The organism is Vagococcus penaei (assembly GCF_001998885.1).
GTDB lineage: Bacteria > Bacillota > Bacilli > Lactobacillales > Vagococcaceae > Vagococcus > Vagococcus penaei.
The window spans coordinates 1,529,893-1,550,996 of the sequence record NZ_CP019609.1; the positions used below are offsets into that span (position 1 = coordinate 1,529,893).

18 protein-coding genes are annotated in these 21,104 nt (G+C 37.0%); 17 read left to right on the forward strand and 1 reads right to left on the reverse strand.

Annotated elements, in window-relative coordinates; all coding sequences use genetic code 11:
- Positions 1–6 precede the first annotated feature (6 nt).
- From priA to BW732_RS07365, 10 genes are all read left to right on the forward strand, one after another.
- On the forward strand, positions 7–2,397 hold the full coding sequence (gene priA / locus BW732_RS07320; protein WP_077276884.1) for a primosomal protein N': 2,391 nt from the start codon (positions 7–9) through the stop codon (positions 2,395–2,397).
- 9 nt (positions 2,398–2,406) lie between these two features.
- A complete protein-coding gene (gene def, locus BW732_RS07325; protein ID WP_077276134.1) occupies positions 2,407–2,907 on the forward strand; it encodes a peptide deformylase in 501 nt (166 codons plus the stop codon).
- The gene (gene fmt, locus BW732_RS07330; RefSeq protein ID WP_077276135.1) at positions 2,900–3,847 is read left to right on the forward strand and encodes a methionyl-tRNA formyltransferase; all 948 of its coding nucleotides are present in this window, start codon (positions 2,900–2,902) and stop codon (positions 3,845–3,847) included. The genes def and fmt overlap by 8 nt, the downstream gene beginning before the upstream one ends.
- The gene (rsmB, locus tag BW732_RS07335) at positions 3,840–5,216 is read left to right on the forward strand and encodes a 16S rRNA (cytosine(967)-C(5))-methyltransferase RsmB (protein ID WP_077276136.1); all 1,377 of its coding nucleotides are present in this window, start codon (positions 3,840–3,842) and stop codon (positions 5,214–5,216) included. The genes fmt and rsmB overlap by 8 nt, the downstream gene beginning before the upstream one ends.
- A gap of 33 nt (positions 5,217–5,249) precedes the next feature.
- Positions 5,250–6,002 carry a Stp1/IreP family PP2C-type Ser/Thr phosphatase gene (locus tag BW732_RS07340; RefSeq protein WP_077276137.1) on the forward strand — a complete coding sequence of 251 codons (753 nt, stop codon included), beginning with the start codon at positions 5,250–5,252 and terminating at the stop codon, positions 6,000–6,002.
- Positions 6,002–7,897 (forward strand): Stk1 family PASTA domain-containing Ser/Thr kinase, encoded by a 1,896-nt coding sequence (gene pknB / locus BW732_RS07345; protein WP_077276138.1) that lies wholly within the window; start codon positions 6,002–6,004, stop codon positions 7,895–7,897. Before BW732_RS07340 ends, pknB begins: the two co-directional genes overlap by 1 nt.
- A gap of 119 nt (positions 7,898–8,016) precedes the next feature.
- Positions 8,017–8,898: a ribosome small subunit-dependent GTPase A gene (gene rsgA, locus BW732_RS07350; RefSeq protein WP_077276139.1), complete on the forward strand. Its 882-nt coding sequence runs from the start codon at positions 8,017–8,019 to the stop codon at positions 8,896–8,898.
- 13 nt (positions 8,899–8,911) lie between these two features.
- Entirely contained in the window at positions 8,912–9,568 is a 657-nt protein-coding gene (rpe, locus tag BW732_RS07355) for a ribulose-phosphate 3-epimerase (protein ID WP_077276885.1), read from the forward strand.
- Positions 9,561–10,232 carry a thiamine diphosphokinase gene (locus BW732_RS07360; protein ID WP_228414925.1) on the forward strand — a complete coding sequence of 224 codons (672 nt, stop codon included), beginning with the start codon at positions 9,561–9,563 and terminating at the stop codon, positions 10,230–10,232. The genes rpe and BW732_RS07360 overlap by 8 nt, the downstream gene beginning before the upstream one ends.
- Before the next feature lie 13 nt (positions 10,233–10,245).
- A complete protein-coding gene (locus tag BW732_RS07365; protein WP_077276140.1) occupies positions 10,246–12,606 on the forward strand; it encodes a hypothetical protein in 2,361 nt (786 codons plus the stop codon).
- 107 nt (positions 12,607–12,713) lie between these two features.
- On the opposite strand, the gene rpmB is transcribed toward BW732_RS07365, so the two are convergent.
- On the reverse strand, positions 12,714–12,902 hold the full coding sequence (gene rpmB, locus BW732_RS07370) for a 50S ribosomal protein L28 (RefSeq protein WP_077276141.1): 189 nt from the start codon (positions 12,900–12,902) through the stop codon (positions 12,714–12,716).
- A gap of 218 nt (positions 12,903–13,120) precedes the next feature.
- Here rpmB and BW732_RS07375 point away from each other — a divergent pair, with 218 nt between their 5' ends.
- The 7 genes from BW732_RS07375 (at position 13,121) to BW732_RS07405 (ending at position 21,103) form a co-directional block, all read left to right on the forward strand.
- A complete protein-coding gene (locus tag BW732_RS07375; RefSeq protein ID WP_077276142.1) occupies positions 13,121–13,483 on the forward strand; it encodes an Asp23/Gls24 family envelope stress response protein in 363 nt (120 codons plus the stop codon).
- A 54-nt stretch (positions 13,484–13,537) separates the two neighbouring features.
- Positions 13,538–15,205: a DAK2 domain-containing protein gene (locus BW732_RS07380; protein WP_077276143.1), complete on the forward strand. Its 1,668-nt coding sequence runs from the start codon at positions 13,538–13,540 to the stop codon at positions 15,203–15,205.
- 76 nt (positions 15,206–15,281) lie between these two features.
- Positions 15,282–17,297: an ATP-dependent DNA helicase RecG gene (gene recG, locus BW732_RS07385; protein WP_077276144.1), complete on the forward strand. Its 2,016-nt coding sequence runs from the start codon at positions 15,282–15,284 to the stop codon at positions 17,295–17,297.
- 84 nt (positions 17,298–17,381) lie between these two features.
- Positions 17,382–18,389, forward strand: coding sequence for a phosphate acyltransferase PlsX (plsX, locus tag BW732_RS07390; protein ID WP_077276145.1), 1,008 nt, complete (start codon positions 17,382–17,384; stop codon positions 18,387–18,389).
- A 114-nt stretch (positions 18,390–18,503) separates the two neighbouring features.
- The gene (acpP, locus tag BW732_RS07395; protein ID WP_077276146.1) at positions 18,504–18,743 is read left to right on the forward strand and encodes an acyl carrier protein; all 240 of its coding nucleotides are present in this window, start codon (positions 18,504–18,506) and stop codon (positions 18,741–18,743) included.
- 407 nt (positions 18,744–19,150) lie between these two features.
- Entirely contained in the window at positions 19,151–20,155 is a 1,005-nt protein-coding gene (locus BW732_RS07400) for an ABC transporter ATP-binding protein (RefSeq protein ID WP_077276147.1), read from the forward strand.
- The gene (locus tag BW732_RS07405; protein ID WP_077276148.1) at positions 20,156–21,103 is read left to right on the forward strand and encodes an ATP-binding cassette domain-containing protein; all 948 of its coding nucleotides are present in this window, start codon (positions 20,156–20,158) and stop codon (positions 21,101–21,103) included.
- Position 21,104 lies beyond the last annotated feature (1 nt).

A 21,104-nucleotide genomic window follows, 5' to 3' on the forward strand; every position in this document is an offset into this window, starting at 1 on the left:
CCGACAATGCAAACGAATCAACCATTTAGTTACCAAATACCATCAGCTTTAGAGTTGTTTGTGGCTGTCGGTATGAGGGTTGAAGTGCCTTTCGGTAATGGTAACCGCCACATTCAGGGGTTTATCGTGGCTATTAGTGATGAGATGCCTGTAGCACACAAAACTGAGTTAAAAGAAATTGTTCGTTTACTGGATGTCTATCCGGTACTTAATCATGAATTATTACAATTAGCAGACGACATGGCGAAAACGACATTTGCGTTTAAAGTGACGTGTCTTCAGACTATGTTGCCCAGTGTGATGCGATCAACTTATCAAAAATGGGTTGTTTTATTGGCAGATAATTTAGAGTCTAAAGAAGTGACTGAGACTATTTTTAAAGGATTAGGTGAAGTTCCTTGGGAGGAAGTCGTTGATACCCCTCACTTATCGACTATTCTGCAACTTAGACGTGAAGGCAAGGTTGATATTCGTTATGAAGTAACAACTAAAAATCGTGTGAAAACAGTACGCGTGATTAAGCGTAAAGCTTCTTTAGTTGAATTAGAACAAGCACTACAAAAGCAACGTGCCAATGCGTACCAAAAACGGCGCTTGCTAGAATTATTGTTGACCCTAGTTGATGAGAGTGACATTAGTTTTCCTGAATTATTACATGACCATGATTTAACACGTGCAGTTATTAATAATGGTGCAAAAGAAAATTGGTTGACAATTGAAGAACGTGAAATTTACCGAGATCCTTATGCTTATCAATCTTTTCAGTCTGACCAGGCTCTTTTATTAAATCCTGAACAAAAAACGGCAGTCGAAGCGATTACGCAAAGTGTGTCTGACCAAGATGCCAAGGTATTTTTAATTGAGGGTGTAACTGGTAGTGGAAAGACTGAAGTTTATTTACAAAGTATTGCTGAGGTACTAGGTAAGGGGCAAACTGCTATCATGCTTGTTCCTGAAATTTCATTAACACCTCAAACTGTGACACGATTTAAACGCCGATTTGGTGATGACGTAGCAGTTTTACATAGTGGTTTATCACAGGGTGAAAAGTATGATGAATGGCGTAAAATTGAACGTGGTGAAGCACGTGTTGTGGTTGGTGCTCGCTCGGCTATTTTTGCACCACTTGAAAACATAGGATTGATTGTGATTGATGAAGAACATGAAGGAAGTTATAAACAAGAAGAATCACCACGCTACCATGCACGAGATTTAGCTATTTGGCGTAGTCAATATCATCATTGTCCAGTCGTCCTAGGTAGTGCGACACCGTCACTAGAATCACGTGCACGCGCACAAAAAAATGTTTATCACTTACTGCCTTTAACAGAGCGAGCCGTTAGCAATGCTCAATTACCGACAGTAGAGGTGATTGACATGCGGGAAGAAGCTAAAAAAGGTGCACAAACTTTTTCTAGCGTATTAGTAGATAAGTTAACAGATAGACTAAGCAAAAAAGAGCAATCAGTCTTAATGTTAAATCGGCGAGGTTTTTCGTCCTTTGTTATGTGCCGTGACTGTGGGTATGTGTTGCCTTGCCCAAATTGCGATATTTCCTTAACACTACATATGGATACTAAGACTATGAAGTGTCACTATTGTGGCCATGAAGAGCCAATTCCTTATCGTTGTCCCATTTGTGATGGGACTAAAATTCGTTATTACGGGACAGGTACACAGAAAGTCGAAGCGGAATTAAAAGAACTATTACCAGAAGCAAGAATTATTCGTATGGATGTGGATACAACACGTAAAAAAGGTAGCCACCAGAAGTTATTGGATCAGATGGAGTCTGGTTCAGCTGATATTTTATTAGGTACACAAATGATTGCTAAAGGGCTTGATTTTCCTAATGTAACGTTAGTTGGTGTACTGAATGCTGATACTGCGTTAAATTTGCCTGATTTCCGGTCGAGTGAACGAACGTTTCAATTGTTAACGCAAGTTAGTGGACGTGCGGGTCGAGGGGCTAAGGCAGGTGAAGTTGTGATTCAAACTTTTAACCCTGAGCACTATGCAATTCGTTTGGCACAAAGCCAAGATTATGAAGCTTTTTATCGTCATGAAATGCAAATGCGTCATCGCGGAGCTTATCCGCCTTACTATTTTACTAGTCAGATTGTTGTTAGTCATGAAGAAGAGCAAGTGGCAGCTAAGCGTATTTATCAAGTGGTTACTTTTTTAAAGAACTTTTTGACAGATCAGGCAATAGTTTTAGGTCCAACACCCAAATCAATTGCACGTGTCAATAAAAGATATTATTATCAAGTAGTGATTAAGTATCGTCAGGAACCAAGGTTAGATGAGGCTTTAGAACTTATCTTACAAGAATCACAGAAAGATATTCGTCAGGGGTTGCGACTATCGATTGATATGGAACCCCAACATTTTATTTAAAAGGGGGCGTTGCAGTTGAAAAAAGTTATTACTTATCCGAATGACGTGTTAATAACACCGTGTCGGACAGTAAAAAAAATCACACCTAAATTATTGCGTTTATTAGATGAAATGTACGATACGATGGTAGCACGTGATGCGATTGGACTTGCTGCTAACCAACTGGGTGTATCTGAACGTGTTGTTGTGATTGAATTAGACGATGAAACAGGTTTATTTGAAATGATTAATCCTGAAATTATTGCTAAAAGTAAAGAAATGTCAGTTGATGTTGAGGGTTGCTTAAGTTTTCCTGGAACATTTGGGACCGTCGAAAGACATGAAGAAGTCACGATACGTTATATCGATCGTGAAGGGTATGAAATGGAAGTCGATGCAACTGGTTATTTGGCACGAGCTTTCCAACATGAGTTAGAGCACCTAGACGGGCAGTTATTCACTGATAAAATTATTGAAATCATCGCACCTGATGAGCTAGATGACTATATGGAGGCACACGGCTATGACTAAAATTGTATTTATGGGAACACCGGCATTTTCAGTTCCGATTCTTGAAAGTTTGATTGAGCATGATGAGTATGATGTGATTGCAGTTGTCACACAACCAGACCGACCAGTGGGGCGCAAAAAAGTTTTGACGCCACCGCCAGTGAAAGAAGCAGCTGTACGTCACGGGCTAGAAGTTCTACAACCAGAAAAAATTTCTGGTTCGCCGGAATTAGATCGAGTGATTGACTTAGCGCCAGATTTAATTGTGACTGCTGCTTTTGGTCAATTTTTGCCTGAGCGGCTATTAAAAGCACCGAAACTTGGGGCAATTAATGTGCACGCATCATTGTTACCAAAGTATCGTGGCGGTGCACCAGTTCATTATTCTATTATGAAAGGTGAAAAGGAAACAGGCGTCACTATTATGGAAATGGTGAAAAAAATGGATGCTGGTGATATGTTAGCGCAACGTGCTATTCCGATTGATAAAACGGATGATGTCGGAAGTATGTTTGATAAATTAAGTATCGTTGGCCGGGAGCTGTTACTAGAGACGCTACCTAAACTAATTTCTGACGATTTGACACCAACACCACAAGATGAGACACACGTGACATATTCACCCAATATTTCACGTGACGAGGAGCAGATTGATTGGTCAATGACTGCTGAACAAATCGATTGCCAAGTCCGTGGTATGCGTCCTTGGCCTGTTGCATACGCGATGCATCAAGGGACGCGTTGGAAGATTTGGGACGTCACGCCTTTAGAAGAGGAAACAACACACGCACAACCAGGAGAAATTATTGGTTTGACGAAAAAAGCCATTAAAGTCGCTTGTGGTAGTGGAACTGTTTTACAAATTAATCGATTACAACCAGCTGGGAAAGGTCAATTGACCGCAAGTGAATTTTTAAACGGGGTTGGTCGTCAGTTAGAAATGGGAGAAAAAGTTGAGTAAAAGTAAAAAGAAAAAAATACCAAAGCATGTCTATAAAAATCCACGTTATGTGGCATTAGAGTTATTAATCAAAGTAGCCGCAAATCAAGGCTATTCAAATGTTCTGATTAATGAAAGTATTAAATATTATCAATTATCAAATCAAGATGCTCGTTTGATGACAGAAATTGTTTATGGCACCATCAGTCATCGCCTAACACTAGAGTATTATTTAGCTCCCTTCATTGAACGTGCGAAGAAAGTTGAACCTTGGGTAAAAGAGTTGTTACTATTATCAATTTATCAAATGGAATATCTAGATAAGGTACCGATGTATGGTATTATCAATGATGCTGTAGAAATTGCTAAGGGAAAAGGCAATGATGGTGTCGGTAAATTTGTTAACGGCGTTTTACGTACTTTTCAGCGCCAAGGTATTCCTGAATTGGATGCTATTACAGATCCGATTGAACGTTTATCTGTTGAAATCAGCTTACCAATATGGTTAACAGAACGATTTGTTGCTGATATTGGTTTAGATGCGACACGCGAACTTGGCGAATCTCTTTTAGAACCAAGTCAAGTGAGTGGACGTGTGGATACACGAGAACTGTCACGAGAAGATGCAATGGCTCAACTAATAGAAGAGGGTCTTGCGGTTAAAGAAAGTCAGGTATCACCTTATGGGGTAGTTGCTGAGAAAGGCTTTTTAGCTGGTAGTCAGTTATTTAAACAAGGTCAATTAACTGTTCAAGATGAAACGTCGATGTTGGTTGCTCCAAGTATCCAACTAGAACCAGATCACCAAGTTCTAGACACTTGTGCAGCACCAGGTGGTAAAACAACTCATATAGCCACATTTTTAGATGCGGCTTTAGGTGGGAAAGTGTTGGCATTGGACATTCATCCACGTAAGCTGACCTTAATTGAAGAGAATGCTAAGCGACTAAATGTCATGAATGTTGTAGAAACGAAAGCAATGGATGCTAGACAGGCACGTGAGGAATTTGCTGATGACTCATTTGACCGAATTTTAGTCGATGCACCTTGTTCTGGTTTAGGCTTGCTCAGACGAAAGCCAGATATTAAATATAGTAAATCAGCAGATGATTTTCTAAACTTACAACGCATTCAGTTAGAAATTCTTGCAAGTATTGCGAACAAAGTGAAGAAATACGGTATAATAACTTATAGCACATGTACAATAACAAAAGAAGAAAATGAAGATGTCGTAGCGATGTTTCTTGCTGCTCATCCTAATTTTGAGTTGATTGATGTTGCTGGTGCGGCTCATTTAACAAAAAGTTATCATGATAAACTTTTAAAAGTCTATCCACATCATTACCAAACAGACGGTTTCTTTATCAGTTGCTTCAAAAGAATAAGCTAAGAATGTTTCTAAGTAAGGGAGTGTTAAGCTAGTATGCAAATTGAATGTCAAACAAATGTCGGTCGTAAACGTAAGAATAATCAAGACACTGTTGGAACGTATGTGAATCAAGCTGGTATCGTTTTAGCAATAGTTGCTGATGGAATGGGAGGTCATTTAGCTGGAGACCAAGCTAGTTTTTTAGCTGTCACTGGACTAGGGGCTGTTTGGGAAGCGACAACAATTGCTGACCATGATGCCATTGGTAAATGGTTAGTTGACCGAATTCAAGAAGAAAATGATATTATTTATGCGGAAGGTACTAATAATCCTGAAAAATATGGTATGGGAACGACAATTGTGGCGGCGATTCCGCTAAATGGTCAACTACTTTTAGCGCATGTCGGTGATAGCCGCGCATATCTTGTGCGTAATCACGAAATTAAACAGTTGACTGAAGACCATTCTTTAGTGAATGAACTAGTTAAAACGGGAGAAATTACTAAAGAAATGGCGCTAAATCATCCTAAGAAAAATATTTTAGTTCGATCTGTAGGTGTCCCTGGTCGAGTGGATGTTGATTTGTCGTTGCTGACTATTCAAGAAAATGATCAAATTCTATTATGCTCTGATGGGTTAACCAATATGTTGTCCGACATTTTTATTAAAAGCATTGTGACACAGGAAATTTCTTTAAATCAGAAAGTGGAACAATTAATTACGGAGGCCAATGAAGCAGGTGGAACAGATAATATAACTGTTTTGCTAATGTCGTTTAAGTCTGATGGAAAGGAGGCATATGATTAATGATTAGTATCGGTCAAAAAATTGGGGAACGTTATGAAATTATTGGCAATATCGGCAGTGGTGGTATGGCTAATGTTTACTTAGCGAGAGATTTAATTCTTAATCGTGAAGTTGCGATTAAAGTTTTGCGATTTGATTTTCAAAATGATCAAGATGCCATTCGCCGTTTTCAACGTGAAGCACTTGCAGCAACGGAAATGGTGCACCAAAATATTGTCGGTGTGTATGATGTTGGTGAAGAAAATGGCATGCAATATATTGTCATGGAATACGTTGAAGGAACGGATTTAAAACAATACATTAAGCATAATTCTCCTATATCATTACCAGTAGTCGTTAATATTATGGAACAAATTTTGGCTGCTATCTCGGTTGCACACCAGCATCAAATTATTCATCGTGATTTAAAGCCACAAAATATTCTGATTGCAAAAGATGGTACCGTGAAGATTACTGATTTTGGGATAGCCATTGCTTTATCAGAAACGTCAATTACTCAAACAAATACATTGTTAGGATCCGTACACTACTTGTCACCAGAACAAGCTCGTGGTGGCATGGCAACACGTCAGTCGGATATTTATGCACTAGGAATTATTTTGTATGAACTCTTGACAGGAGTTGTACCTTTCGAAGGTGAGTCAGCAGTTTCAATTGCATTGAAACATTTTCAAAACGATATTCCGTCCGTTATACGTTTTAATCCTAACATTCCGCAACCACTAGAGAATGTTGTATTACATGCAACGGCTAAAGAAATTGCGGATCGTTACCAAACAGTCAATGAAATGTACGAGGATATTCGAACAAGCTTAGATCCATCACGTGCGGATGAACCAGTTTTTAAACCAAGTGTCATGACAGATGATACAATTATGTTAACACCAATAACTGAGCCAGTTCCGACAGAAGTCCCACCAGTTCCTAACAAAAATAGCGATGATTCGAATACATCTCTGAATGCCGATGATACAACAAGTGATCCTAAAAAGCAGTCAAAAAAAAGAAAAGTGAAACCAATGTTTCTTGTTTTAGCGGCCATTTTTATTCTTGTGTCAGGAGGTTTATATGTTTTTGGTCGAAGTGGTCAAGAAATTGCTGTTCCTGATGTGACTGGTAAAACGGAAGCTGAAGCGGTTGCTATACTGGAAAAAGAAAAGTTGCGTGTGAATCCTACTGTTCAGAAAATCTCTGATGATTCCGTGAAAAAAGGAACAGTTGTCCGGACGAATCCAGTTTCGGGGTCGAAGGTAAAGGCGAAAGCTGAGGTGACTCTCTATATTAGTTCCGGTGATAAAGAGATTACAATGAGTGATTTTTCAAGTATGGACGTCGATGACGTGAAGAATCAATTACTAAATGAAGGCTTTTTAGAAGGTAACATTCAAACGAAGGAAGAATTCTCTGATAGTATTTCGACTAATCGTGTTATTAAGCAAACGCCAAAATCTGGGAAAAAAGTAGTTCCTAGTGAAACTAAAGTAGTGTTAACGGTTAGCAAAGGACCTAAAACATTTAAATTAGAAAACATGTATAATTATTCTAGCAATCGAGCTCGAAGCTACATTGACAGTGTAGGCTTAGAATTGATTGAAGAACTAACGGAATACAGTGACACCGTTCCAGCTGGACAAGTCATTTATACGGTACCAAGTAGTGGGACTGAAATGCAAAAAGGTGATCAAATTACTATTGTGTATTCAGCTGGTAAAAAACCAACTACTGCGCCATCGACAACACCTTCTAGTACGCAATCATCGTCTGATACGTCTGGTGAATCTAAGCCTACAACAGAAACAACCAACGATCACGGTGGTGAGAAACCAGATAATTCAAAAGATGATGACAGAGATAATGATCAAAATAGTGGTAATCAAAACGATAAAAATCAATAATTGATTTTTATCGTTTTTTATTTATGAATTTTTGAGGTTACTAACGATAAGCTAGTAAAATATGCTACAATAATTTTATAGATAAGAAAGCGATTTGATTGATTATAAGGAGGAATAAAATGTCGAAAGGCCAGATTATTAAGGCTTTAAGTGGGTTTTATTATGTAGCAAGTGAAGGGGTTACTTATCAAACTAGAGGCCGTGGGAATTTCAGAAATCGACAGATCACACCACTTGTGGGTGATTACGTTGAATTTGAAAGCACTAATTTAACTGACGGTTATGTTCTTGATATTTTACCAAGGAAAAATGAATTGGTTCGACCGCAAGTAGCCAATATTGATCAAGCAGTTGTTGTAACTAGTTGTGTAGAGCCTAATTTTTCATTTAATTTACTTGATCGATTTTTAGTTACTTTAGAGGAAAAATATATCACACCTGTTATTTATGTTACGAAATTAGACTTAGCTAATGATGCTATAAAACAGGCAATGGTAGATATGCGCGAAGCCTATACAGATATGGGGTATCAAGTATTATTTTCGCAAACAACTGATTTAGCGGAGTTAAAATCGTTGTTTATGAATCGTCTGACAGTATTTATGGGACAATCTGGCGCTGGAAAATCGACTTTGTTAAATGAATTAGTTCCGGATTTGAATTTAGCTGTTGGCGATATTTCTGTTGCGTTAGGCCGAGGTAAACACACCACGCGTCATGTGGAATTAATTCCAATTTCAGGTGGCTTAGTTGCGGATACTCCAGGGTTTAGCTCGATTGATTTTTTAGAGATGGATACGACTGAATTACCAAAATGTTTTCCTGATTTTCTCGCCGTAGCTGATAATTGTAAGTTCCGTGAATGCCAGCATCGTAAAGAACCAAAATGTGCTGTTAAAGCTGGAGTAGCAGATGAAATGATTTTAGATAGTCGTTATAATAATTATTTACAGTTTTATGATGAAATTGCTAATCGCAAACCAATTTATAGAAAAAAGTGAGTGAATAAAAATGATAAAAATAGCTCCATCGATTTTAAGTGCAGATTTTGCTAATTTAGAAAAAGATATTAAGGAAGTTGAGCAACATGGTGTTGAGTATCTACATATTGATGTAATGGACGGTCAATTTGTACCAAATATTACATTTGGCCCAAGTATGGTATCGGCTATTAGACCAATTACTGATTTAGTACTTGACGTTCATTTGATGATTGTTAATCCTGAACGTTATATTGATGATTTTGTTAAAGCAGGTGCCGATATTGTGACTGTTCACGCTGAAAGTACCGTCCATTTACACCGTGCGTTACAGATGATTAAAGCTGCGGGAGCCAAGGCTGGGGTCGTAATTAATCCTGGCACGTCTATTGATAGTATTAAACATGTTTTAAGTCTAGCTGACCTAGTCTTGATTATGACGGTTAATCCTGGTTTTGGTGGTCAAGCATTTATTTCAGAGTGCCTAGATAAAGTCCGGGAATTAGCAACATTAAGGACAAAATGTGACTATCACTATGAAATTGAAATTGATGGTGGCGTTGATAACGTGACAGCAAAAGATTGTGTTGCTGCTGGAGCAGATGTTCTAGTTGCAGGGTCATATATTTATGGTGCTGACAATCGTGGAGAACGAATCGCTCAGCTAAGAGGAGCGACGTTTGGTGATTAAATACGTTATTATCATCGCAGGAGGTGATCCGGCTAATTGGCCGGATCTAACTCCTTATCGGTCTAACGAAACGGCCTTTATCGGTGTTGATCGGGGTACTCTATATGGCCTGAAGTATGGGTTACCGATCAAACGAGCAGTAGGAGATTTTGATTCATTAACAACAGAGGAATTTGGGTTCGTGCAACAACAGGTGCGACGTATTGATTGTTGTGCTGCTGAAAAAGATGATACTGATACACAATTGGGTATGTTAGCTGCGATTGAAGATTATCCTGACGCATCTTATGTCCTAATTGGAGCGACGGGTGGGCGGCTAGATCACTTTTTATCTAATTTATGGTTGCCACTACAAAATCGATTTCAACCATTTCTTGAAAGAATCATGATTAGGGATAATTTAAATAGTATTCGTTATTTTAAACCGGGTGAGTATATCATTAATAAAGAGCAAGATAAGCCTTATTTGGCTTATGTTTGTTTAACGAGCGTGGATGAACTGACAATTTATGATGCTAAATACCGTTTGGAAAATACGTCGTTTCCGTTACCATTTTCGTTATCAAGTAATGAATTTGTTGGGGAAACTAGTCGTTTTTCATTTAAAACTGGTTTTATGTGCGTGATTCAATCGAAAGATAAGTGCCGAATAATCGGTAAATAAGGAGGAGAAAAGGGTGTCCTATCGAACGTATTTATTAAAAGGTGTGACTATTTTAGCCATAAGTTTAGGGATTAGTACCTCTGTCTTTGCAGATGATTCATCATCTGTAAAGACAAGTAATGTCGAACAATCAAGTGAAGAAATAGCAACGAGTGAGAGGCAAGAAACTACAGCAACTAGTTCTACAGAAATGACAATAAATACCGAAGAGTCATCTACGCAAGTTGAAGAAACTAAAAAATTACAAACTAAACGTTATGAGTCTGAAGAGCGTTACGAGGTAGTGACTAAAAAAGTTGATTTTTATGTGACAAATACGACTAAGAATTTACGTGTATGGACGGACTTGTTGACAGCTGATTCAAGAGAAAATACTGAGTTGTATGAACAAACATTCCATGTGAAGACTGAGTTGCAACTGAAAGAAAAAGCTATTGAAACTAAGGTACAAGATGAATTAACTACAGAAGGCAGTACTCAACTATTAGAGACTGAAACAACTGAGAAACAGCTGGATAATCAAACAGTAGCAGATTCGATTAAACCAAGTATTGATACTGTTTATTATGGATTATATGATAATAAGGATCAGTTTTATGGTTATGTTGCTAAAGAAGATGTAAAAAAAGCTGCAGGCCCACAAGGAATTTGGCTTCAAGATGATAGCTATGTTGTTATTAATAAAAAAGATTTTTCTTTGTTTAATGATTTCAAGCAATCAATTAGGCAATCAACAAATAATTTATTAAATAATGTGTATCATGTATCAGGTAAATACCATCATGTTGATGGGATAGTTTACTATTCTTTATACAATCACGCTAATCAATGGCAAGGATATATTGATAGGAATCTAGTGGAAAAAGTTGCTGGTCCAGAAGGTAACCCTATCGAAACGAATCAATATGTTCGAATTACGAATAAAAATTATACGATATGGGAAGACTTTTCATGGAAAAAAGGACGTTCTGCAGCTGACTATTACGATAAAGTGTTACTGGTTAAAAATTATTATAATCACTATAATGGAGCAGTTTATTACGCTTTAACAACTAATGACAATCAATTGATTGGTTATATTAATCGTCAGGCGACAGAGAAAGTTGCTGGCGCTCAAGGACCTTGGAAACGAACCAGTAAATATGTAACTTTAATGACAGATAATCAGCCGATTTACAATAATTTTAATTGGGATATCCGAGGTAATACTAATCAAAAATTGAAAAAAACGTATAAAGTAACAGGTTATTATAATCATTTAAATGGTAAAACCTATTATTCTTTATATGATTATCAAAATCGTTGGCACGGTTACATTGATTCTGCAGTCACTACAGAAGCTTCAGGAGCACATGGGGTTTGGATTGCTGATTCAAATCATTTTGTCACAATGACGCAAAGTGGGTACTCAGTTTATCGTAATTTCGATTGGCATAAGATGGCGAATGCTAGCCAATTGATTAATTCAACACTGCAAGTAAAAGGTTATTACCAACATATGAACGGATCAACTTATTATTCCCTTTATGATAATAAAGGAATATGGCATGGTTACATTAATAAAAACGGTATCTCAGAGGCACCTGGTACTCAAGGAGTCTGGTTATCAACTAATTTGACTGTGAAAATTTCTAGTAAAAATTATGATGTCTATAATAATTTTAATTGGAGTCGACGAAATCAAACAAAAAATCTATATGGTCAAACATTTAGAGTTACAGGTTATTATCATCATTATAATGGTGCTAATTATTACTCGCTTTACGATAAAGAAGGTCGTTGGCATGGATATGTTAACGCAGGAGCAACGAGTTTAGGGCGCACTGCTGGCGCTTATCTAGAAACTTCGAGAGAACGGGTAGTTTCTTTACTAAATAGTCATCGTAATGATCGTTTCTACTTAACAACACCATATCGAGGCTTATCTAATTCTTTTGGTAAACCTGAGCCAGCGAAGTATTTAAGCCCTAAAGGTGCACCAACTTATTATGGACCAGGTATGAACTGTACAGGCTTTATCGCAGATGTTATTCAACGTTCTGGAGGTAATATTAACCGTATCACGCAAGTATCCAATGCGTGGGGTGGTGTTGCTAATGGCTATAATTGGCGTGATACGTTGAGAGCGAAGACAGAGTACCATATTTTTAATAATGCATCTGAAATGATCGCTAGTGGTAAGGCTCGTAAGGGTGATATTTTATATTTTGAGCCTAATTATAATATCGCATTGCCAGATTGTCACTTAGGTATTTTCTGGGGCAATAACCCGAAAGATAATCTAATCTGGCATTCGGTTGGTGAAGGAAACCGAATTGATCGATTGTACAATTCGAATAATTTTTCAAAAGTCTACGTTTTTACAATGGACTAAATAAAGAAGACGACACGTAAACATAATTGTTTACGTGTCGTCTTCTTTTCATAAAAAAACAACCGATGATCAAGTGCTCATCAGTTGAACATTAATGAGTATTAAAATTAAACGCGTTCTACTTTACCAGATTTCAAAGCACGAGTAGAAACCCAAACTTTTTTTGGTTTGCCGTCTACTAAAATACGAACCTTTTGTAAGTTAGCTTTCCAAGTACGTTTTGTTGCGTTCATTGCGTGTGAGCGGTTGTTACCAGATCTAGCTTTACGCCCAGTTATATAACATTCTTTTGCCATGATATTCCCTCCTTTGCTTTGAATATAATCTGATTTTTCTAATCATACTAGAATAATTTATCACAGTTTAGACATTAATGCAATAAAAAAATTAGGTATAACTAAGTAAAAAAGTTTGTTAGTCAGAATTATCGCTATTTTTTTCTTTTATAAAAGGCGTTGGTATGATAAACTGAAGGATGATAATGGGTAAATACTGACTTTAAGGAGGTAATAACATGGCTGTAACAATTAAAACACAAGCTGGTACCATTGAAATTTCCAATGAGGTCATTGCTACTGTTGTGGGTGGTGCCGCTACGGATATTTATGGAATCATCGGAATGGCAAGTAAAAATCAAATTAAAGATAATTTAAATGAAATATTAGGTAAAGAAAATTACTCACGTGGTGTTGTAGTACGTCAAGAAGAAAATGGCGTAGCAGTAGATGTTTACATTGTGGTAAGTTATGGAACGAAGATTTCTGAAGTAAGCCGCAATGTTCAAGAAAAAGTAAAATATAATCTTGAAACAATGCTTGGTGTTGTTGCGAATTCTGTTAATATTTTTATTCAAGGTGTACGCGTTCAACCGGACTAAAAATAATAAATGGATAACTAAGATAGTTTTTAATCGAACAAGGAGGAACGATTTGTGGAAGTAAAAGCAATTAACGGAGGGCAATTCCAAGCAATGGTTCAAGCTGGAGCAACACGTTTAAATCAAAATGCTGAATTTGTTAATTCCTTAAACGTGTTCCCAGTACCAGATGGTGATACTGGAACAAACATGGATTTGTCAATGACAAGTGGAGCAAAAGCTGTTAGAGAATCAGCAAGTCAGCATGTTGGTGAGTTAACAGGTATTTTATCAAAAGGATTATTAATGGGAGCTCGTGGTAATTCTGGCGTTATTTTGTCACAATTATTTCGTGGATTTTCAAAAAGTGTCTTAGAGTGTGAGACTTTAACGGCTCAGAACTTAGCTGACGCATTTAAAAATGGTGTGGAAACAGCATACAAAGCGGTAATGAAACCAGTAGAAGGAACTATCCTTACTGTATCACGCGGTGCGGCAATCGCTGGTGATAAAAAAGCGAAAGAAACGGATGATTGTGTGGCAGTTATGCAAGCAGTATTAACTGGTGCTAAAAAAGCGCTTGAAAAGACACCTGATTTATTGCCTGTATTAAAAGAAGTTGGGGTAGTTGATAGTGGTGGTCAAGGGCTAGTTTTTGTTTATGAAGGATTCCTAGAAGCATTATCTGGTAAAATCGTTGAGAGCGACGCACATCAACCAAGCATTACACAAATGGATGAGATGGTTAATGTAGAACATCATAAGAGTGTTCATGGTCATTTGGCAACTGAAGATATTAAATTTGGATACTGTACGGAAATTATGGTACGTATTGGTGAAGGTCCAACTGTTGACAGTGAATTTGACTATGATGAATTTAGAAACTATCTAGACAAAATTGGCGATTCATTATTGGTTGTTGCGGATGATGAAATTATTAAAGTTCATGTCCATACTGAACATCCAGGTGAAGTGATGAATTACGGTCAAAAATTTGGTTCATTAATTAAAATTAAAGTCGACAACATGCGCTTACAGCATGAAACGTTATTAGAACAAGAAACCGAAGTTCCTGCTAAAGCACGTGTTCCTTATGGTATTATTGCCATTGCAGCAGGTGAAGGGGTTCAAGAGTTATTTAAGAGTATGGGTGCAAACTATATTATTAGTGGTGGTCAAACAATGAATCCAAGTACTGAGGATATTGTGAAAGCTATCGAAGCAGTACATGCAGAACAGGTCATTATTTTACCTAATAATAAAAATATTTTTATGGCAGCTGATCAAGCGGCGGAAGTGAGTGAAGTTCCAACAATTGTGGTGCCATCAAAAACTATTTCCCAAGGGATGACAGCTTTATTAGGCTTTAATGAGCAAGCGGATCTTGAAAGTAACCAACAAGCAATGGGTGATATGTTAGCCGAAGTGGTCAGTGGTCAAGTAACAACAGCCGTTCGTGATACAGCCATTGATGGAATTGACATTACGAAAAATGATTATATTGGTATGATTGAAGGCAAGATTGTCGTATCTAATTCTGATTGTATGACTGCATCAATCGATACATTGAAAGATATGTTAAATGATGATGCAGAGATTGTTACAATCATTGTTGGTCAAGATGGTAATTTAGATGATGCTCACCAATTAGAGGTAGCTTTGCTAAGTATTAATGCCGATTTAGAAATTGAAATTCATGATGGTGGACAACCTGTTTATCCATACATCTTTGCTGTTGAATAAGCAATACATTAAAAAGCCAAACATTTTGTTTGGCTTTTTTAACATCATTAAATAAATAGAAAGGAGTGGTTAAGTAGTGTCTGAATTATTGCAACCGGTGGGATCGATGAAAGGGATTGGGCCAAAACGAGCGACTATTTTAAATAGTTTAGGTATTCAAACTATTTATGACTTGTTAACCTACTATCCGTTTCGCTACGATGATATTCAAGAAAAAAAAATAGAAGATATTCAAGATCAAGAGAAAGTGGTACTAAAAGGAACTGTTTTAAGTGAAGGAGTCGTTAACTATTATGGCTTTAAAAAAAGTCGCTTAACCTTTCGTATGATGATTGATCATGCGGTGATTAATGTGACATTTTTTAATCAACCCTTTTTAAAAGCCAAAATTGTGACAGCTGAAGAAATTGCAATTTATGGCAAGTGGGATGCGAAACGTAAAGCGTTATCGGGTATGAAAATTTTGGCGACACAAGATCAAGAACTTGATTACTCCCCTATTTATCACGTGACGAAACAGATTAGACAGACAACCTTAGTTAATTTGATTAAGGATGCATGGCAATTATATGGACATTATATAGAAGAAAACTTACCTGATTGGTTACTAGATAAGTATCGTTTAATGCCTAAAATCGAAGCTGCGTATGCAATGCACTTTCCTAAAGATACTAAACAAAATCAATTAGCGCGTAGACGTCTAGCTTTTGAGGAGTTTTTTTTATTTCAAGTTAAAATGATTCAACTAAAACGTCAAGAAAATGAAAAAAATTACGGAACGCAAATTGATTATGATATTAAACGTTTAAAAGGATTTATTCAAACATTACCATTTGAATTGACCGTAGCTCAGAAACGAGTTGTCAATGAAATCTGTGCTGATTTAAAAAGTCCGAATCATATGCACCGATTATTGCAAGGAGATGTTGGTAGTGGAAAAACAATTGTGGCCGCAATTGCTTTGTATGCTGCAGCTACGGCAGGATATCAAGGAGCTTTAATGGTACCGACCGAAATTTTAGCGGAACAACACATGGAAAGTTTGTCAGACTTATTTTCTCAAACGGGTGTGACTGTAGAACTATTAACGAGTTCAACGAAAGCGGCAGAAAAGCGACGGATTTTAGCAGGGCTTGCCAGTGGAGAAGTGACGGTAGTTGTGGGGACGCACTCATTAATTCAAGCCGATGTCCTGTTTGCTAATTTAGGTTTTGTTATTACAGATGAGCAACATCGTTTTGGTGTGAACCAGCGTAAGATATTACGTGAAAAAGGCAATAATCCTGATGTCTTATTTATGACCGCGACACCAATCCCTCGAACTTTGGCTATCACTGCATATGGAGAAATGGACGTATCAATCATCGATGAATTGCCAGCTGGACGGATACCAATTGAGACAAAATGGATTCTCCCTAAGCAAGTTGATACGGTTTTAACTTGGATGGTTAGTCAGTTGAAAAATGGACAGCAAGCTTATGTGATTTGTCCGTTAATTGAAGAGTCTGAGATGTTAGATGTCAAAAATGCACAAGAAATTTATGAACATCTGCAATCTTTCTTTGCGCCAAATTTTAATGTAGGTTTACTGCATGGCAAGATGAAAAGCCAAGAGAAAGAAACGATTATGACAGCATTCAAAAATAATGATTTACAAATTTTAGTGTCAACAACTGTCATTGAAGTTGGTGTTAATGTCCCTAACGCTACGATGATGATGATTATGGATGCCGATCGCTTTGGACTTGCGCAGCTCCATCAGTTACGTGGACGTGTTGGACGTGGGCAACTAGCCTCTTACTGTATTTTAGTTGCCAATCCTAAAAGCGAGCAAGGCAAAGAGCGTATGAAAATCATGACAGAAACGACAGATGGCTTTGTTTTAAGTGAAAGAGATTTGGAAATGCGTGGGCCTGGTGATTTCTTTGGTTCTAAGCAGTCGGGTTTACCAGAGTTTAGAGTTGGTGATATGGTAGCCGATGCACAAATTTTAGAGGTTGCTCGAGTGGAAGCAATTCTATTATGGCAACAAAAAGAATGGTATAAAAGACCTGAAAATCAATGCTTATATCAAGTTTTAGAGACATCCTAAGCGCAATCAGATTATTTTGATTAGTCTTTAAAAGTGATGTAAACTAAGGACAGCGATAAATACTTAGATGAAAGAGGGAGAAATATGGTAAAGATTGCAGTCGATGCAATGGGTGGAGATAATGCCCCTCAAGCAATTGTTGAAGGTGTTGCATTAGCTCGGAAAGATTTTCCGGAAATTGAATTTATTCTTTATGGAAAAGAACCTGAGATTAAAAAATATCTATCAGACTTAACAAATATAACAATTGTTCATACTGATGAAAAAATTGAGAGTGACGATGAACCGGTTAAATCAATTCGTCGAAAAAAACAAGCGTCGATGGTCTTAGCAGCACAAGCTGTGAAAAATGGTGAAGCGGATGCGGTGTTATCTGCTGGAAATACTGGTGCTTTATTGGCTTCTGGATTATTTATCGTTGGACGGATTAAGAATATCGAGCGTCCCGGCCTAATGTCGACGCTACCTGTTTTTAAAGGTGATTCAGATGGATTTGATTTTATTGATATGGGTGCAAATGCAGACAATAAGCCAGAACATTTGTTAACCTACGCTGTACTAGGAACATTTTATGCAAAAAATGTTCGTCAAGTGACTAATCCACGTGTGGGGCTACTAAATAATGGAACAGAAGCAACAAAAGGGAGTGAGTTAACTAAGGCGGCCTATGATTTGTTGGCTGCATCGTCAGACATTAACTTTGTTGGTAATATTGAAGCCCGTGACTTATTTAATGGTGTAGCGGACGTTGTTGTAACAGATGGATTTACTGGTAATGCTGTCTTAAAAACAATGGAAGGCACAGCGATGTCCATGATGTCTGTTTTAAAAGAGTCTGTAAAAGAAAGTGGCTTTAAGGGTAAGATGGGGGCATTAATGATGAAAGATAGCCTAATGAATTTAAAAAATCAAATGGACTACTCTAATCATGGGGGTGCTGTTTTGTTTGGTTTGAAAGGTGCAGTGATTAAGTGTCATGGATCATCAGATCCTGAATCAATTAAATCTGCTGTACGTCAGATTAATCAAATGCAGCAAACGAATGTCATTCACGACTTAAGAATTTATTTTGAAGATAAAACCACTAACTAATAACTAATAAAAATGCCTGAAAGAATAGACAAATGTTCTTTTTATGAGTAGAATTAAGTAGGAATTTATCTTGCTTTATCAATTTTTTAACAACTACTAGGAGGTACCATTAGCATGACGAGAGAAGAAGTTTTCAGTAAAATTAAAGATATTATTGTCGAACATTTTGATGTCGATGACGAACAGGTAACTGAAAATACTCGAATTAAAGAAGATTTACAAGCGGATTCGATAGCGATTATGGAGTTTGTTTTAGAGTTAGAAGATGCATTCAATGAAGAAGTTTCCGACGACGACGCTGAAAAGATTGAAACAGTCGGTGGTGCGGTTGATTATATCATGGCTCATCAGTGAGCGTGAATAGTGTACTCAAAGAGTCAATGTGATAGAAATCGTATTGATTCTTTTTTGATATTATGAGATAATATTTAACTAAATGAGAAATTTATCATTTTTATTTTTTTATAATAGGATTTCAACGTTTATTAGTCGTTTTTCTATTGATATAGCCTTTTTCTATCTTTAATAAAGTATTGTCTTTTATTAAATACGTTATTAAATCAAGGTTTAATAGAATAAAAAGAAAAAAATTACGCTTTTTATGGTGAAAATGGGTGACAATAGTTGCGGAAACCAGTAAATTCTAATATAATTATAAGATATCTTATGCTATTTTTAATTTTAAGGTGTTAATGGTAAAAAATGAATCGTTGACTATACAAAAACTAGTTAGGGAATAACACAAGAAAGGAGAAATTCTATTGTTTGAAGACAACAAATTATTAGACGTAAGAGATCTTCACACGGGGTTTCGGATCAAAGATAATTATTATGACGCTGTGGATGGAGTATCTCTTACCCTAGATAAAAATGAAATTTTAGCAATTGTTGGTGAGTCTGGGTGTGGGAAAAGTACTTTGGCAATGACAATCATGGGGTTACAAGATCCTAAACAAACTAAAATTACGGGTGATATCATTTATAATGATTTAAATTTAGTTGGTTTGTCAGAAACATTGTATAACAAAATCAGGGGGAACGACATTGGAATGATCTTCCAGGATCCTTTGTCAGCGTTGAATCCTTTAATGCGAATCGGTGATCAAATTGCTGAAGCGTTATACTACCATACAGATATGAATGAAACGGACCGTAAAAAGCGTGCCATCGATTTACTAAATCAAGTAGGAATTGTCAATCCTGAACGAGTGGCGAAACAATACCCACATGAGTTATCAGGAGGTATGAGACAGCGTGTGATTATCGCAATTGCTATTTCATGTAAGCCACCAATTATTATCGCTGATGAGCCGACAACTGCTCTTGATGTGACGATTCAAGCACAAATTTTAGATTTATTAAATGATTTACAAAAAGAAACAGAAGCTGGAATTATTTTAATTACTCATGACTTGGGTGTTGTAGCAGAGACAGCTGACCGTGTCGCTGTAATGTATGCTGGCCAAGTTGTTGAGGAAGCGAATGTTGATGTGTTGTTTAGTAATCCATTACATCCTTATACACAATCTTTATTAAATTCGATACCACAAGAAGACGCACACGATTCTGAGTTACACGTAATCGAAGGTGTTGTGCCGTCGTTGAAAAACATGAAACGGACTGGTTGTCGTTTTGCTGAACGGATTCCTTGGATTCCTGAAAGTGCACATGAAGAAACGCCAACATTACATGAAGTTGAACCAGGACATTTTGTGCGATGTACATGTTACAAGCACTTCCACTTTAAAGAAGAAGGAGAATCGTAAATGGGATTAATAGAAATTAAAGACTTAAAAGTTCACTATCCTATTCGTGGCGGTTTCTTCAATAAAGTTGTTGATTATGTCTACGCCGTGGATGGTGTGAATTTTGAAATTGAAGCAGGTAAAACATATGGTTTAGTTGGTGAGTCTGGTTCTGGTAAATCAACCATTGGTAAAACGATTGTTGGTCTAGAAAAAGCAACTGCTGGCGAAATTAGTTTTGAGGGTAACAGTGTTCTAACTAAAAAAGAACGTAAAAAAATTGATTACAATAAAGATGTTCAGATGATTTTCCAAGATTCAATGTCTAGTTTGAATCCAAAAAAACGTGTAATTGATATTATTGGTGAGCCAATTCGTAACTTTGAAAACTTGACTGATCAAGAAGAAAAGAAAAAGATTCAAGGTTTATTAGATATTGTTGGGATGCCAACTGATGCTCTTTACAAATACCCACATGAGTTTTCTGGTGGTCAGCGTCAACGGCTAGGTGTTGCTCGAGCAGTAGCGACTAACCCTAAATTAATTATTGCGGATGAGCCAGTATCTGCTTTGGACTTATCAGTACAAGCGCAAGTATTAAACTTTATGAAGCTAATCCAACAAGAGTACAACCTAAGTTACTTATTTATTTCACATGATTTAGGTGTGGTTAAACACATGTGTGACAATATTGCTATTATGAATAAGGGTCGTTTTGTTGAGATTGGGACACGTGAGGATATTTATAATAACCCTCAACATATTTATACACAACGTTTATTATCTGCCATTCCTAAAATAGATGTGGCTAATCGTGAAAAACATAAAGAAGAACGTCGTCGCGTCGATAGAGAATTCCAAGAGTTGTATAATCAATACTACGATGAAAATGGTCGAGTGTATGATTTACAACGTATTAGTCCAACTCATCAAGCAGCAGTTAAGCATATTGAAAGTGAGGGGAACTAAT

Coding starts and splice junctions, on each gene's coding strand:
- rsgA (WP_077276139.1), top strand. CDS start 8,017: ATGTCGAAAGGCCAGATTATTAAGGCTTTAAGTGGGTTTTATTATGTA.
- BW732_RS07340 (WP_077276137.1), top strand. CDS start 5,250: ATGCAAATTGAATGTCAAACAAATGTCGGTCGTAAACGTAAGAATAAT.
- pknB (WP_077276138.1), top strand. CDS start 6,002: ATGATTAGTATCGGTCAAAAAATTGGGGAACGTTATGAAATTATTGGC.
- rpmB (WP_077276141.1), bottom strand. CDS start 12,902: ATGGCAAAAGAATGTTATATAACTGGGCGTAAAGCTAGATCTGGTAAC.
- plsX (WP_077276145.1), top strand. CDS start 17,382: ATGGTAAAGATTGCAGTCGATGCAATGGGTGGAGATAATGCCCCTCAA.
- BW732_RS07405 (WP_077276148.1), top strand. CDS start 20,156: ATGGGATTAATAGAAATTAAAGACTTAAAAGTTCACTATCCTATTCGT.
- fmt (WP_077276135.1), top strand. CDS start 2,900: ATGACTAAAATTGTATTTATGGGAACACCGGCATTTTCAGTTCCGATT.
- priA (WP_077276884.1), top strand. CDS start 7: ATGCAAACGAATCAACCATTTAGTTACCAAATACCATCAGCTTTAGAG.
- acpP (WP_077276146.1), top strand. CDS start 18,504: ATGACGAGAGAAGAAGTTTTCAGTAAAATTAAAGATATTATTGTCGAA.
- BW732_RS07375 (WP_077276142.1), top strand. CDS start 13,121: ATGGCTGTAACAATTAAAACACAAGCTGGTACCATTGAAATTTCCAAT.